A 13,592-nucleotide genomic window follows, 5' to 3' on the forward strand; every position below is an offset into this window, starting at 1 on the left:
GGGGCCTATTTGCGGGGTAGGCACCTCTTCTATGCGCACATCCCGGTTGTTATACCACATGGCAACACGCATTCTATTGTTCCTCATTGAGTATAGCTTCTAACCTTTTCAAAATAAAAAGATGAGTAACAAGTCGTTATCGCTAAGAAAATGATGCCCATAAAAATACAAAAGGTTTTGTCATTCCCGCGGAGGCGGGAATCCAGTCGAATCCTTTTCTGGATTCTGGCCTTCGCCAGAATGACGGTGTTGGACATATTTTCATCCTTTGTCGTGCTGGTTCTCCAGCATGTTGGATTGCGAGGGCGAAGCCCGAAGCACTCCGTCCTCTGTTTTGCGGAGTGCTTCGCTGCGCTCGCAATGACTTTATGGCTAAGCTGCGCATCATTGCTAAACGACCTCATGACCGCTAATCTTCAGACATTTTTTCGATGCGGTCAAACTCTTCTCTCAGCTTCTTGTAGGCTTCATCCAGTTCGCCGGCTTTGTTTTCCATGTTTCTGAGGTGAGAACCGTAGAAGACGCGCCATTTCTCATCAATCTCGCTGAAGCGCTCGGAGATGGTGATGAGCTGCTTTCTGACCTTTTCCGCGTCTTCGGAGAGTTTTCTGGCGTGCACTCCGGCCCTGATAAGCTCGATTTTATGGGAGAAGGTCAGCGGTGATACTACCTGAACTCCCTTTTTGGTGTAGTCGCGAAGGAGAGCAAAGGCTTCATTGTCATTCACCAGAAAATAGTATACCGCCTCCGAGGGAATATAGGCGAAAGCAAATTCGGCGGAACCTTTTTGCGGGCAGACGTAGTCATTGCTTATCTTGTTCAGGTGGTTTTGCAGGTCCTGTTTCAGAAATAGCCTTTTGAATCTTTCCTTTTCGGTCTTGTCTTCTGTCTCCAGCATATTCCGGTAATTATCCAGGGGGAACTTGGAGTCTATGCAGATATACCCGGCCGTTGACTTGATATGGGCGTCCGGGGTCTTGCCATCCAGGATCCTTTCCCTGATACCGCACATATCCGGCGGTAGCTGGTCGGCAAGTATTGTCTCCAGGGAGAGCTCGCCGAATGACGCCCTTTCCGTGGGTACCCGCAGCATTTGCTCGAAGGAGCGGTAGCTATCCCTGATATCCCTGGCGTGGGTCTCGACGGCTCCAATCGTCCGGTCAAGTCCCAGTTTGGTCCAGGAACCGGATAACGCCGTTTCAATGTCCTTCGGCTGGACTCCTTTACTGCGGATGACCAGGAAAATCAGTACCACCAGGAGGATAATGCCGGCTATCAGCAGGGCTTCAATCATCTGCGTATTTTCTGCCTCTATCCTTTTGCTGCCGGGCGGGTTAGCGCCTGGCCGGTGTGCGCTGCTTCACCGGGCGGTTCTTTACCGTATCGTATACTTCCTGCGCTTGCAGCGGAGTCGCTTTCTGATGAACGATGGTGCGTATCGCTTTAATCATCGCTACCGGGAAGGCATTCTGCCAGATATTTCTGCCCAGATTGACTCCTATCGCTCCCTTTTGCATACCGTCATGGATAAACTCGAATACCTCCATCTCGGTATCAACCCGGGGGCCTCCGGCCATAATCACCGGGACGGGGCAGCCCCGGGATACCCGGTCAAAATCTTCACACCAGTAGGTTTTTACCACCCTGGCTCCCAGCTCGGCGGCGATGCGACAGCACAGGGCCAGGTAACGGGCGTCCCGTTTCTCCAGTTCCCTGCCTACTGCCGTCACCGCCATTACCGGTATGCCGTACCGCTCACCCCTGTTGACCAGCTTTGCCAGGTTCAGTAACGATTGCTTTTCATAGTCAGTGCCGATAAATACGGAAATGCCCAACGCGGCCACGTTGAGGCGGATAGCTTCCTCGATGGAGGTGGTGATGCCTTCATCGGCCAGGTCTTTCCCTACCATGCTGGCGCCGCCGGATACCCTCAAAATGACCGGCCTGGTATTATCCGGGTCTACAGATGAGCGCAGTACCCCACGGGTAATGAATAGGGCATCAGCATAAGGTAAGAGTGGTTCAATGGTTTTGCGTGGTTCTTCCAGATTCCGGGTGGGACCCTGAAAGTAGCCATGGTCTACCGGCAGGAATAGCGCGTGTCCGTCTTTCTGGATAAGCTGCGCCATGCGGTTTGCCATTCCCCAGTCCATATATTAGTTCTCCTTCCTGAGTTTGTCGCTTAATCGGCGTAGTAGTGGTACCAGCCCGATTCGTTGCCCTATTATACTACAAGACGCGGACTAATTTGTATTCGTTATTGTTCGGAGTCGTCAGTGCCGGTCTCTGGCGGGGCTTTTTTCTTACGGGAGACGAGTTTTGCCAGCCAGATACTCATCTCATAGAGCACAATCAGCGGCAGGGCGACCAGGCTCTGGTTTATCGGGTCGATGGTAGGAGTAATCATCGCAGCCGCGACAAAGGCAAGTATAATGGCAGCTCTTCTTTTATCCGCCAGCCACTTCGGCGTGACAATACCGAGCCTGGCCAGGAGGGTCGTCAGCACCGGTAACTCGAAAACAAGACCAACCGCCAGCATCAACCGGGTAACAACGGCGATGTAGTTGCCTATCTTTATCTGGGGGGTAGCAATATCTCCGCCGAAGCTAACCAGGAATTCGACCATGCGTGGTATCAAGACATAGTAGCTGAAGGCAACTCCGGCGGCAAACATCAGGGTCATCCAGGGAAGTATCAGGTAAACGTACCTTTTTTCTTTGGGAGTGAGCGCCGGAGAGATGAACATTATCAACTGGTAGGTCAGAAAGGGCATGGCCAGTATTATGCCGCTGACCAGGCAGACCCTCATGATGGTGCCGAGCATTTCCGTCATTTCGATGAAGATGAATTCAACATCTGGAGCACGGGAAGTCAGAATGTCGAATATCTGCTGGTAAAACATGAAGGAGAGACTTGTCGTGATGACTAAGGCGATGACACTTTTGATGAGACGATTGCGCAGTTCCTCCAGGTGCCCGATGATTGTCTGTTTATTCGCGGCTTCACTCATCTTATTGCTTATGGCTTATTGTTTTCAGGGCCGGTGGTGGTCGTGTCCTGTGTTTCGGGTTTACCTTCAGGGCTGGTTGTAGTTGTGTCCGTTGCTTCGGGTTTACCTTCAGGATTGGTCTTACCGGTGTCTTTTGCCTCAGTCTGACTCTTCTCCGGAAGTTTCGGGGTCTGACGTCCTTTTTGACCTCTTTGTGGTGGTTGGGGCTTTTTTTCTTCCAGGTCCAGCTCTCTGGTCACCACGCTGGTGAGGTCAGAGGTGGCCTTTCGGAAAGTGCGCAGTGTCTTGCCCACTGTCCGGGCGAGCTCCGGTAGTTTGTCCGGCCCCCAGATTATCAGGGCTACAATTAGAATCAGTAGTATCTCCATTGGTCCCATGTCTAAAAACCCCATTTTTACCGTCTTGGTGCTGCTTATTCCGGTGCCAGACCCTGCCTCAAGGTTACCAGACTGCCCGAATGAGGGCAGCTAACCTCCCGCCCTCTTGCCATCCGCTTTCTGGTTGCTTCTAATTGAATTATAGGAGCTTGGCGGGAGTTCTTCAACTAGGCCGGTTAAAACAGGGCAGTTGACGGGATGTTATAGTTGACATAATTAAAGATGGTACTTATCGAATATTTCACGGAGAGGGTTAAAAATTTTTGAGTTTGTGCTCTAACTGGGCAAAACGGCTTAAATTTGAGTAGCAACCGTCCCGGCGGGTTTTTACAAAACTAGCCGGGTAAAGTATAATTAGGCAATAAAGGAGAGGGAAGTTATGAAAGTTGTTTTTCTTCAGGATGTACCCGGTGCCGCTAGGGCTGGTCAGGTCAAGGAAGTGGCTGATGGCTACGGGCGGAATTTTCTTATTCCCCGGAAATTGGCTTTGTTAGCCAGTGCTCAGGCGGTAAAAGTTGCTGAGGAACAGTTTGCCAGGAGAGTCCGTACCCAGGCTCAGACCGAGGCTGAACTGGTCGAACTGGCCAGCCAGCTTGATGGGAAAGAGATTAATCTGCAGGCTCGCGCGGGGAGTCATGACCGGCTCTATGGTTCAATTACCGCCGCGGATATCTCCGCTGAGTTAGAGAAAGCTACCGGAGTGGTAGTTGACAAGAGAAAGATTGAGCTGGATGAATCAATCCATCAGGTCGGTAGCTATGAAGTAGCTATTAGACTGGGTAAGGATATTGTCCCCAGAATCAAGGTTACGGTGAGCGGAGAGAGCAGTTAAGAGCGTTGTTTTGCCGAAGTTGAAAATGAGGCGTATTAAGGTTGAATAGTGAAAAGTTGCCGCCACATGATATTGATGCCGAAGAGGCGACCATCGGTTCACTGCTAATTGACGGGACAGCAATCTTCCAGATCGCCACTTTTTTGCAGCCGCCTGATTTTTACCGTGAACAAAATCAGTGGCTCTACGGCGCGTGTTTATCACTTTTTCAACGTAGCGAGGCGATAGACCAGATTACCGTAGCCCAGGAGCTGGATCGGCAGGGGAGACTGGCGGAGTGCGGGGGCGCCGCCTACTTAAGTCATCTGGTCTCCATGGTGCCAACCTCACTCGATATTGAGCACTATGCCCGGATTGTTCACCGCCTGTCTATCAGCCGTCATTTGATTGATGCTGCCCGGCAGATTGAAGCTATCGGTTACCGTGCCGAGCCGGATGTTGATGATAGCCTGAATAAGGCGGAGGATGTTCTGTTCCGGTTGCGCCACGGGCAAAGTCCGAGGGACTTCATTCATGTCCGCCAGGTGCTGGACAAGTATTTTGAGACTCCTCCTCCTCAGGAAGCAGACGGTCATCAAGGACCGATTACCCGTGTCATGTCCGGTTTTACCGGTGTGGATGAATTCCTGAGCGGGTTCCAGCGCTCTGACCTGATAATCGTTGCCGGCAGACCCAGCATGGGTAAGACCAGTCTGGCTCTTAATATCGCCCGGAATGTGGCTGTGGAGAGGGGAGGTTGTGTGGCGGTATTCAGTCTGGAAATGTCAAGGGAATCACTGGTACTGCGTTTTCTGTCCAGCGAGGCGGAGGTTAATTTAAAGCAGGTGCGACTTGGTCTCCATACGGAAGCGGATGAAAAGAGGATTATGGATGCCACCGGTATCCTTTCTGAAGCGTCAATCTACATTGACGATTCGTCGCAGCTGCGGGTGGTTGAAATGCGCAGTAAGGCCCGCCGTCTTCACTATGAGCGGGGTATCGACCTTATTATTGTCGACTACCTGCAGTTGATGCAGGGGGAAAGCAGGGGAGGGGAGAACCGTGTTCAGGAGATTGGCTATATTTCCCGTTCGCTTAAGGCCCTGGCTCGTGACCTTGACGTGCCGGTACTGGCGGTATCACAGTTGAGCCGGGCGGTAGAGTGGCGGTCATCCCACAAGCCACAGCTTTCTGACCTGCGGGAAAGCGGCAGCATTGAGCAGGATGCCGATGTGGTCATGTTTATCTACCGGGATGAGGTCTACTACCCTGACCAGGAGCAGTGGGAAGTCGCTCATCCCGGTGAAGCTTATCCTCCCCCGGCGGAGGTTATCATCGCCAAGCACCGCAATGGCCCAATAGGGCAGGCCTATCTGCGCTTTATTCCCAAACTGGCCAAGTTTGATAATTTACCCAATGCCGAGCCGAGCTTATTATGAAGCGGTTTGATGGTTTCCCGCCACGGATGCGGTATACTCCCCTACCTGATGTTTTCTTTAGCCGGCTGCTGCCGGATATCAGCGATATCGCCGAGCTCAAGACCAGCCTCTATCTGGTGGGGCTGCTGCTGCGCAAGCGGGGCTATCCCCGGTTCGTCACATATCAGGAACTGCTCGCCAATAAAAGTTTGCTGGACAGCCTCAGGGAGCGAGATAAAGAGCCTGATGAGGCATTGCGCGCTGCCCTGGCAATGATGGTTGAGCGGGGTACAATCCTGCACCTGGTGCTGAATAGGGATACGACCCGGGAGGATGCTTATTTCCTCAATACCGCTTCTGACCGGCAGGCGGTGGCTAAAATCCGAAGCGGTGAATTGACTCTCGCCGGATTGAAGGCCGGAGCGCAGACACCCCCCGATATTGAGACTGAGCCGTTGCCCGATATTTTTACTCTTTACGAACAGAATGTTGGTATGCTGACCCCGATGATTGCTGAAGAGTTGCAGGAGGCGGAGAAGCTATATCCGGAAGCCTGGATTCGGGATGCCATTAAAGAAGCGGTTACTCACGGCAAACGTAAATGGAGCTATATCGCGGCCATTCTGGAACGCTGGTCAGCGGAAGGTAGAAGTGATGGAGCATATCGGCGAGATTTTGAGAAAACAGACCCTGACAAATATATCAAAGGCGAATACGGACACATGGTCAGACGCTGAACCGGAAGGAACTGCCTCAGATGCCGCCTGTCCGGTTTGCCATGGAGCTAGATTTGTTCACCCGCTGTTACCTTCGGGGAAGCCGGATTTTACGCGCGCCGTCCCCTGCCGCTGCACCCGGCAGGAACGGGATGAGGAACGCCGGGGGCGTTTGCAACGATACAGTAATCTGGGTGCGCTAACCCGTCTCACCTTTGAAAACCTGCTCCCTCAGGGTAAGAATGAAAACCCGGTCAGCCAGGAAGAGTTCAATCAGGCTTATCAGGCAGCCATGGCTTTTGCGGCTGAGCCTGAAGGATGGCTGGTGCTGGCTGGTCCCAGCGGCCTGGGGAAGACCCACCTGGCGGCGGCGATTGCTAACCATTGTATTGAGAATAATCGTCCCGTTTTTTATGCTACTACCCCTGACCTCCTCGACCATCTGCGCTCTACCTTCAGTCCGGATAGTGAAATGCCGTATGACGAGTTTTTTGAACAGGTACGCAATACCCCTCTGCTGATCCTGGATGATTTAGGCGCTCAGTCCAGTACTCCCTGGGCCAGGGAGAAGCTGGAGCAGCTGCTGAGTCATCGCTTTAGTAATCAATTGCCAACGGTAATCGTTTCCATTGTCCCCATGGAAAAGCTTGAAGAGAGGATACGTACCCGGCTGGCTGCTTCCAGGATATATCTGATGTCCGGTGGTGGCGTTTCACCGGACACGTTTACCTTGAGCTGGTCGCCTGAGTTCAAAAAGGAAAAAGAAATGACCTTTGAGAACTTTGACTGGAAACGAGTCAATTTACCTCTGGAACAGCGTCAGAACCTGAAAGCAGCCTTTGATTTAGCTCTCAGCTACGCTGATTCGCCCGATGGCTGGCTGGTATTGCAGGGGGTTAACGGTTGTGGTAAGACCCATCTGGCGGCGGCCATCGTTAATCATCGTTACCAGATGAAAAAACCAGCCCGGTTCATTGTAGTACCGGACTTTCTGGACCACCTCCGTTCCAGCTTCAGCCCGGAGAGCAAGATATCATACGACCGGTTCTTTGAAAGCGTCAAGAGTACCCCGCTGCTGGTGCTGGATGATTTTGGGAAACAGACGACCACCCCCTGGGCGCAGGAGAAACTATACCAGGTTATTAACTACCGCTATAATGCCCAGCTACCCACCGTAATCACCACCAACTACTCGATAGAAGAAATACGGGATATTAGCAGCCCTATCGCTTCCAGGTTTGTCGATCCCCAAATAAGCGTTCTCTTCAATATTACCGCACCTAACTATTATTCCGGGGGTACCGGTCAAGCGGCCTCTCGCGGGGATAAGAGAAGATACTAAAGCGTCAGAGCGAAGGGCTGAGCTTGCCTGGTTGCATGTCCGGCAAGTTTTTTGTAAAATAAGGCACTCTCTGCCTGGAAAGAGATTTCGATGATAGACCTGCCTGTTCTGGTGCTGAATCAAAGCTATGAGCCGCTTAACATCTGTCGGGTCCGTCGGGCGGTGGTCTTGATTTATCAGAATAAAGCGGAGATGCTGGAAAATGGTGCCGGCTTTATTCACTCTGTTGACCATGATTTTCCGGTGCCTTCGGTTATCCGGCTGGCGTCCATGATACGGCGTTTGCCCCGGCAAAACAAAAAGATGACCCGGCTTGAGATTTTTCGGCGTGACGGTTATGTCTGCCAGTACTGTGGCAAGGAAACGCATCAGCTTACTCTGGACCACGTTATGCCGAGATACCGCAACGGGCAGCACACCTGGGAGAATGTGGTCAGCGCCTGTGTTCCCTGTAATCGCCGTAAAGCGGGCAGGACTCCTCAGGAAGCGGGAATGAAACTGATGCACCGGCCGGGTCCTCCCCGTCATAGCCGTCTTTTTTTTATCCCTTCTTATTATCCAAACGCTCGCCGCGAGTGGCAAAAATACCTTCTCCAGTGACTTTGAGGCGGTTAGTTTTCAAAATCCTTTTTTTAGCTTCAAATTTGGGCGTAAAAGCCCAATCGTTAATGCACTTATCCCCTGCTCCCTCAAAGGAGAGGAGGCGAAACCTCTCTTCAGCACTCTATAGAGCAAAAATAGCTGGGCGTCCAAGAGGGACTGGCGCCCCTCTTACAATCTCTTCCCCTTCCCCTTGCCAAGGATACAGGAGATAGGGTTAAGCAAGTGCAATCTTTGAACCGTGATTAGAAGCAACTATTTTAAGTCGCCGTCAGAACACAAATTCTTGACACTATCCTGCGTGGGTACGATAATAGTAATTGGTGACGAAAAAATGCGCAAGAGGTGTTGTTGGGAAATCCGGGTGCTGGTGACGTGGACAAACCGGTAGTGGGCGAACACGTTCACCCCTGAGACCAATCTTATTTAGCGGAGGTTATAAAATGGTTGATAAAACGGTGGTTGTTTATTCTACTCCTACCTGTCCCTGGTGCCGGCGCGCTAAAGACTACCTTACTAAAAAAGGGATACCCTATACGGAGCATAATGTGGCTGTGGACAAGGGTAAAGCCCAGGAGATGATACAGAAATCAGGACAGATGGGGGTGCCTGTCATCACTATTGACGATGAGGTCATTGTTGGTTTCAATCAGAGCCGCTTGGACAGCCTGCTTTCATAAGCTCGTTGTGTGATTGGTCTGGCTGGATGATGGACTTCATGCATGACTTGATGATAATCGGCGGGGGGCCGGCCGGTCTGGCGGCCAGCGTGTATGCGGCCCGTAAGCGATTGAGTACATTGCTGGTCAGCGTTGATATTGGCGGTCAGGTCAACAAGACACTGGGCATCGAGAACTATCTGGGCTATCAATTTGTTGAGGGCCCGGAGTTGATTGAAAAGTTTGAAAGCCAGGTAAGCCAGTACCCCATTGACCAGAAAATCGGCAATAAGATTACCCGACTGGACAAGATTGATAGAGGATTTGAGGCTTTGAGCGAGGTGGGGGACAGGTATCAGGCGAGGGTGGTGATACTGGCTACCGGAAAGAGACCCCGGCAGCTTGGTGTACCGGGGGAAGCCGAGTTCAGCGGACGGGGAGTGACTTATTGCGCTATTTGTGATGGCCCCGTTTTCTCAGGGCAGAGGGTAGCGGTGGTGGGTGGTGGTAACTCGGCCCTGGAAGCGGTGCTGGACATGGTAAAAATCGCCGAGCATGTGGAAATGGTTTCGCTGACCCCGCTAACCGGCGATGCCATCCTTATTGACAAGCTGGGAGAAGCTAAGAATCTCACCGTTTATACGGAATACGAGACCCTGAAGATTACGGGCGGGGATTTTGTCCAGGGTATACAGATAAAGAGCGTGAGAAGCGGTGAGACTAAATCACTGAACGTTACCGGGGTCTTTATTGAAATCGGTCTGGTACCAAACTCCGATCCGGTGAAAGGGCTGCTGGAGCTTAATCGATTGGGAGAGGTGCCCATCAGTAACGCCTGTGAAACGGCTATTCCCGGGCTGTATGCCGCCGGAGATGTGACTGATGTTCCGGAGAAGCAGATAGTGGTGGCGGCCGGGGAGGGGGCTAAGGCGGTACTTCAGGCGCACCGCTATCTACAGAGACTGGCAAATTAGCCGGCTGGCTGAAGACGCTTGTTTTGCCCGTCAGGTTTCCGGCTTCGGGGGAGAATATGGTCGAGGAGCTAATTAAGGGAGACAAGACTTTTTATGCCTGTGAGGAATGCGGTCTTGCCTATGAGGAAAGAGAGCAGGCAGAGAGATGCGAGGCCTGGTGCCGCGAGTACCATAGCTCCAACCTGGAGATTATCCGGCAGGCAGTCCCGCTGGAATAAGCCGTAGCCATTCCCTTTTCTACCACTTTGTTATGACGCTCGAAGTCCTGATTAACTACCACCGGCGCCGAGCTTCTTTTTGACCAGCGGGGTGATAACAGGCATCAGGATAATCATTAATAGCAGGAATACCCAGGCGCTACCGCCGATGCGTTCCACCGCGGTATAGTTACCGGCCAGCGTGGCAAGTAGAAAAAGACCAGCCGCGACCAGTGAAATGCCGGTATAGGTGACAGCACTGACCAAGCCCACATTTTTCATGACGGGGCCTCCTCTCCATTGTATTAGTGGCTTACTGCCTGGGCGACTGGCGCCGTATGTGGTACTGCAGGTTGGCTCTTGCGCCGTATCGCCGGCACAAAGCCGCGCATCCGCAGGGTGTTCAGAGTTACTGATAACGAGCTGGTCGCCATAAGCAGGGCCGCCAGTTCCGGGCTGACCACTTGAGCAAAGAAGGGGTAGAGTATTCCCATGCCCAGCGGGATGGCCAGGGTGTTATAGCCGAATGCCCAGAAGAGATTTTCCTTTATCTTGCGCAGGGTGGCCCTGCCTACCTGTATCCCCGCCACGACATCCAGAAGGTCGTCCTTGATGAGGATGACATGGCCCGTTTCCTTGGCGACATCGGTGCCCGAGCCGATGGCGATGCCCACGTCCGCTTGGGCCAAGGCTGGGGCATCGTTAATGCCATCACCGACCATGGCTACCTTAATGCCCTGAGATTGGAGCTTTTTCACCTCGTTGGCTTTATCCTCCGGTAAGACCTCGGCCAGAACATGGTCGATGCCGACCTGCCGGGCAATCGCTTCAGCGGTTCGCCGGTTGTCACCGGTAATCATGGCTACCTGAAGTCCCAGGCGGTGCAATTCGTCTACAGCTACCGCTGAGGTTTCTTTCAAGGTGTCAGCCACGGCTACGATACCGCCCGGTTTCCTGTCCACAGCTACGAACATAACTGTCTTCCCTTCCTGCTCCAGTTTTTCTGCCGTCGGCAACAGACCGTCCAGAGATACCCCGCTTTCTGCCATCAGCTTGCGGTTGCCCAGCAGGATATTGCGTCCATTGAGTTGAGCGGTGACACCATGACCGGGTATAGCCGCAAACTTTTCAGTATCTTCGGGTTCGAGTCCCCGTTTACGGGCGCCTCGGACGATGGCCTCACCCAGGGGATGCTCCGAGTTCTTTTCCGCCACCGCGGCCAGGCGTAGTACCTCATTCTCTGAGAAATTGCCCAGAGCGATGACATCGGTTACCGATGGTTCCCCTTTGGTCAGTGTGCCCGTCTTATCGAAGATTATTGTCTGGAGCCGGGCGGTGGCTTCCATGGCATCGGCCCCCTTGAACAGGATGCCGTACTCCGCCCCCTTGCCGCTCCCGGCCATGATGGCGCTGGGCGTGGCCAAACCGACGGCGCACGGGCAGGAAATAACCAGCACCACCACCGAGATAATAAGGGCAAAGCCAAAAGCGCCTATCGCTGACAATTGATAGGGAGTCAGGATGAGGCGGGTCTCCGGGGTGAACCACAGGTCGAAGCCGATGAAAAACCAGAACAGAAAGGTCAGCAGTGCCAGGACGTGGACTCCCAGGATGAAATGACCGGCTACCTTGTCAGCAATCTGCTGTATTGGCGCCTTGGTCGTCTGGGCATCTTCCACCAGCTTGATAATCTGGGATAGGGCGGTATCTTTACCCACTCTGGTCGCCCGGAACTTGAAGGCGCCGGTCTTGTTCAAGGTGGCCCCGATGACCTCGTCCCCGGCCTTCTTTTCGACAGGGATGCTCTCCCCGGTAATCATGGACTGGTCAACCGAAGAATAGCCTTCCACCACCATACCGTCTACTGGTATCGCCTCGCCGGGACGCACCAGCAGCAGGTCGTCAATCTGAACTTCCTCTGCGGGAATCTCCACCTCCTGGTTATCCCTGATTACTCGTGCTTGTTTGGGCTGGAGCTTCATCAGCCGGCGGATAGCCTCCGAGGTGCGACCCCGGGTCAGTGCCTCAAGGTATCTGCCCAGGATAATGAAGGCGGTCAGCAGTGCTGCTGCCTCATAGAAAGTTACGCCCTCGCCGCCAAAACCGGCATCCGGCCAGAAGGTATTGACCACGGCGATTCCATAGGCAGCGCCGATTCCCGTAGCGTAGAGTAAATTCATATCGGTAATGCCGCGCCTGAGCCCGTTCCAGCTATGAATGAAGAACTGCCGGGCGGGGCCGATGATAATGGGCGTGGTCAGGAAAAACATGACCAGCTTATTGTGCAGCCAGGCCGGGATAAATGACGGGAATATCCAGTAAGGTTGGAACATGCCCAGCATTACCAGCATTCCCAGACTGCCTGCCATGATCAGGTTATTTCGCTGGCGCTTTATCTCCCGCTGGCGGGCTTCTTGTTCCCGATCCAGGGCTTCCTGCCCGGCTGCCTTTTCCTCGACCCCGTAGCCGATATCCTGAATAGTCTTTTTTATCTCGGAAAGGGGGGTGATGTCCGGAGAGTATTCAATTTGAGCGCTCTCCGTAGCCAGGCTCACCACCACCCTGGCCACGCCGGGCAGGTCACCGATGGCCTTTTCATTGTTGGCCACGCAAGAAGCACAGGTCATGCCGGTGATTTTGAGGTGGGCGGTATCCAGTATCACTTCATAGCCGATATCCTCGACTGCTTTCCTCATCTGGGACAGGGTTACCCGGTCAGGGTCATATTCCACCATTGCTTTACCCGTGGCCAGGTTCACCACCACCTTTTCTACGCCGGTCAGGTCACCCAGCGCCTGTTCATTGTGAGCCACGCAGGCAGCGCAGGTCATCCCCGCAATTTGTAGGGTTATTTTCTTCTTACTCTGTTGCGTTTTGCTAACCATAATCATTGCCTCCTTTCTGGCCTCATCAGACCCCGACACAATCGGGGCGACCAGGAGCTATCAGCTCCTGGTTTCGGCCTTCATAGCTAGTATAAATCGAAGCACATCAGTTACCTAATGCCCGCCGTGTCCGGCCATCGGTTGCCCTCCGGCTTTGATATACTTGTCCGGGTTTGAGTCAAAGGCTTTCTTGCAGCCCGGGGCGCAGAAGTAGTAGGTCTTGCCCATGTACTCGGACTTGGCTGGCGCGGTCTTTTCATCTACATCCATACCGCAAACTAAATCTTTGGCCATTCTTGTCACCTCCTTTTTGTGTTTGTCTATATATCGCCTGGCCACTGTGTCGGCCAGCATGGATTATGCAGCCATCGGGCATGCCGTTGGCATTGACATACATTCGGCGTGGGTGACTTTAGCACACATAGAGACGCCTTCATCCATTATCTGTGCGCAGTTTGCCACATGTTGCCCACCCATGCTGGTGGCACAATGGGCCACACACGATGTATCTGCTGGTAGACTTGCCGGTGCCGCTAAAGCGGGTGTGACTGCAAGAATGAGCAGCACCAGCACCATCATAAAGATACCAATGATTCTTCGCAC

Annotated in this window: 15 protein-coding genes; 8 read left to right on the top strand and 7 right to left on the bottom strand. The window is 53.0% G+C overall.

Annotated features, from left to right (window positions below):
* Nucleotides 1-409 precede the first annotated feature (409 nt).
* The 4 genes from rmuC to Q8Q07_01700 all read right to left on the bottom strand — a co-directional run bounded on the left by rmuC (nucleotide 410) and on the right by Q8Q07_01700 (nucleotide 3,402).
* Complete coding sequence (gene rmuC, locus Q8Q07_01685; GenBank protein ID MDP3879002.1) at nucleotides 410-1,294, bottom strand: DNA recombination protein RmuC; 885 nt, start codon at nucleotides 1,292-1,294, stop codon at nucleotides 410-412.
* Between the two features lie 40 nt (nucleotides 1,295-1,334).
* Nucleotides 1,335-2,153: a 3-hydroxy-5-phosphonooxypentane-2,4-dione thiolase gene (gene lsrF, locus Q8Q07_01690; protein MDP3879003.1), complete on the bottom strand. Its 819-nt coding sequence runs from the start codon at nucleotides 2,151-2,153 to the stop codon at nucleotides 1,335-1,337.
* Between the two features lie 104 nt (nucleotides 2,154-2,257).
* Nucleotides 2,258-3,010, bottom strand: coding sequence for a twin-arginine translocase subunit TatC (gene tatC / locus Q8Q07_01695; protein MDP3879004.1), 753 nt, complete (start codon nucleotides 3,008-3,010; stop codon nucleotides 2,258-2,260).
* An 8-nt stretch (nucleotides 3,011-3,018) separates the two neighbouring features.
* Entirely contained in the window at nucleotides 3,019-3,402 is a 384-nt protein-coding gene (locus Q8Q07_01700; GenBank protein ID MDP3879005.1) for a twin-arginine translocase TatA/TatE family subunit, read from the bottom strand.
* Between the two features lie 364 nt (nucleotides 3,403-3,766).
* Here Q8Q07_01700 and rplI point away from each other — a divergent pair, with 364 nt between their 5' ends.
* The 8 genes from rplI to Q8Q07_01740 all read left to right on the top strand — a co-directional run bounded on the left by rplI (nucleotide 3,767) and on the right by Q8Q07_01740 (nucleotide 10,125).
* Nucleotides 3,767-4,219, top strand: coding sequence for a 50S ribosomal protein L9 (gene rplI / locus Q8Q07_01705; GenBank protein ID MDP3879006.1), 453 nt, complete (start codon nucleotides 3,767-3,769; stop codon nucleotides 4,217-4,219).
* Nucleotides 4,220-4,260: 41 nt separating this feature from the next.
* Nucleotides 4,261-5,637, top strand: coding sequence for a replicative DNA helicase (dnaB, locus tag Q8Q07_01710; GenBank protein MDP3879007.1), 1,377 nt, complete (start codon nucleotides 4,261-4,263; stop codon nucleotides 5,635-5,637).
* The gene (locus Q8Q07_01715) at nucleotides 5,634-6,353 is read left to right on the top strand and encodes a DnaD domain protein (protein MDP3879008.1); all 720 of its coding nucleotides are present in this window, start codon (nucleotides 5,634-5,636) and stop codon (nucleotides 6,351-6,353) included. The genes dnaB and Q8Q07_01715 overlap by 4 nt, the downstream gene beginning before the upstream one ends.
* On the top strand, nucleotides 6,271-7,674 hold the full coding sequence (locus tag Q8Q07_01720; GenBank protein ID MDP3879009.1) for an ATP-binding protein: 1,404 nt from the start codon (nucleotides 6,271-6,273) through the stop codon (nucleotides 7,672-7,674). Before Q8Q07_01715 ends, Q8Q07_01720 begins: the two co-directional genes overlap by 83 nt.
* Nucleotides 7,675-7,764: 90 nt before the next feature.
* On the top strand, nucleotides 7,765-8,274 hold the full coding sequence (locus Q8Q07_01725) for an HNH endonuclease (protein MDP3879010.1): 510 nt from the start codon (nucleotides 7,765-7,767) through the stop codon (nucleotides 8,272-8,274).
* A 443-nt stretch (nucleotides 8,275-8,717) separates the two neighbouring features.
* Nucleotides 8,718-8,954, top strand: a complete 237-nt coding sequence (locus tag Q8Q07_01730; protein ID MDP3879011.1) for a glutaredoxin family protein — start codon at nucleotides 8,718-8,720, stop codon at nucleotides 8,952-8,954.
* Nucleotides 8,955-8,992: 38 nt separating this feature from the next.
* Complete coding sequence (locus Q8Q07_01735; protein ID MDP3879012.1) at nucleotides 8,993-9,907, top strand: FAD-dependent oxidoreductase; 915 nt, start codon at nucleotides 8,993-8,995, stop codon at nucleotides 9,905-9,907.
* 56 nt (nucleotides 9,908-9,963) lie between these two features.
* Nucleotides 9,964-10,125, top strand: coding sequence for a hypothetical protein (locus Q8Q07_01740; protein ID MDP3879013.1), 162 nt, complete (start codon nucleotides 9,964-9,966; stop codon nucleotides 10,123-10,125).
* Nucleotides 10,126-10,176: 51 nt separating this feature from the next.
* Here Q8Q07_01740 and Q8Q07_01745 read toward each other — a convergent pair whose 3' ends face one another.
* From Q8Q07_01745 to Q8Q07_01755, 3 genes are all read right to left on the bottom strand, one after another.
* The gene (locus Q8Q07_01745) at nucleotides 10,177-10,386 is read right to left on the bottom strand and encodes a hypothetical protein (GenBank protein MDP3879014.1); all 210 of its coding nucleotides are present in this window, start codon (nucleotides 10,384-10,386) and stop codon (nucleotides 10,177-10,179) included.
* 23 nt (nucleotides 10,387-10,409) lie between these two features.
* On the bottom strand, nucleotides 10,410-12,989 hold the full coding sequence (locus Q8Q07_01750; protein MDP3879015.1) for a heavy metal translocating P-type ATPase: 2,580 nt from the start codon (nucleotides 12,987-12,989) through the stop codon (nucleotides 10,410-10,412).
* A 114-nt stretch (nucleotides 12,990-13,103) separates the two neighbouring features.
* Entirely contained in the window at nucleotides 13,104-13,283 is a 180-nt protein-coding gene (locus Q8Q07_01755; protein MDP3879016.1) for a YHS domain-containing protein, read from the bottom strand.
* Between the last annotated feature and the right edge of the window lie 309 nt (nucleotides 13,284-13,592).

The organism is Dehalococcoidales bacterium, assembly GCA_030698765.1.
Classification (GTDB): domain Bacteria; phylum Chloroflexota; class Dehalococcoidia; order Dehalococcoidales; family UBA2162; genus JAUYMF01.

Excerpts from the sequence above, each read along its gene's own strand:
- Q8Q07_01725 (MDP3879010.1), top strand. The coding sequence starts at position 7,765 with ATGATAGACCTGCCTGTTCTGGTGCTGAATCAAAGCTATGAGCCGCTT.
- Q8Q07_01700 (MDP3879005.1), bottom strand. The coding sequence starts at position 3,402 with ATGGGGTTTTTAGACATGGGACCAATGGAGATACTACTGATTCTAATT.
- Q8Q07_01730 (MDP3879011.1), top strand. The coding sequence starts at position 8,718 with ATGGTTGATAAAACGGTGGTTGTTTATTCTACTCCTACCTGTCCCTGG.
- Q8Q07_01720 (MDP3879009.1), top strand. The coding sequence starts at position 6,271 with ATGGAGCATATCGGCGAGATTTTGAGAAAACAGACCCTGACAAATATA.
- Q8Q07_01715 (MDP3879008.1), top strand. The coding sequence starts at position 5,634 with ATGAAGCGGTTTGATGGTTTCCCGCCACGGATGCGGTATACTCCCCTA.
- rmuC (MDP3879002.1), bottom strand. The coding sequence starts at position 1,294 with ATGATTGAAGCCCTGCTGATAGCCGGCATTATCCTCCTGGTGGTACTG.
- lsrF (MDP3879003.1), bottom strand. The coding sequence starts at position 2,153 with ATGGACTGGGGAATGGCAAACCGCATGGCGCAGCTTATCCAGAAAGAC.
- Q8Q07_01735 (MDP3879012.1), top strand. The coding sequence starts at position 8,993 with ATGCATGACTTGATGATAATCGGCGGGGGGCCGGCCGGTCTGGCGGCC.
- Q8Q07_01745 (MDP3879014.1), bottom strand. The coding sequence starts at position 10,386 with ATGAAAAATGTGGGCTTGGTCAGTGCTGTCACCTATACCGGCATTTCA.
- Q8Q07_01750 (MDP3879015.1), bottom strand. The coding sequence starts at position 12,989 with ATGGTTAGCAAAACGCAACAGAGTAAGAAGAAAATAACCCTACAAATT.
- Q8Q07_01740 (MDP3879013.1), top strand. The coding sequence starts at position 9,964 with ATGGTCGAGGAGCTAATTAAGGGAGACAAGACTTTTTATGCCTGTGAG.
- tatC (MDP3879004.1), bottom strand. The coding sequence starts at position 3,010 with ATGAGTGAAGCCGCGAATAAACAGACAATCATCGGGCACCTGGAGGAA.
- Q8Q07_01755 (MDP3879016.1), bottom strand. The coding sequence starts at position 13,283 with ATGGCCAAAGATTTAGTTTGCGGTATGGATGTAGATGAAAAGACCGCG.
- rplI (MDP3879006.1), top strand. The coding sequence starts at position 3,767 with ATGAAAGTTGTTTTTCTTCAGGATGTACCCGGTGCCGCTAGGGCTGGT.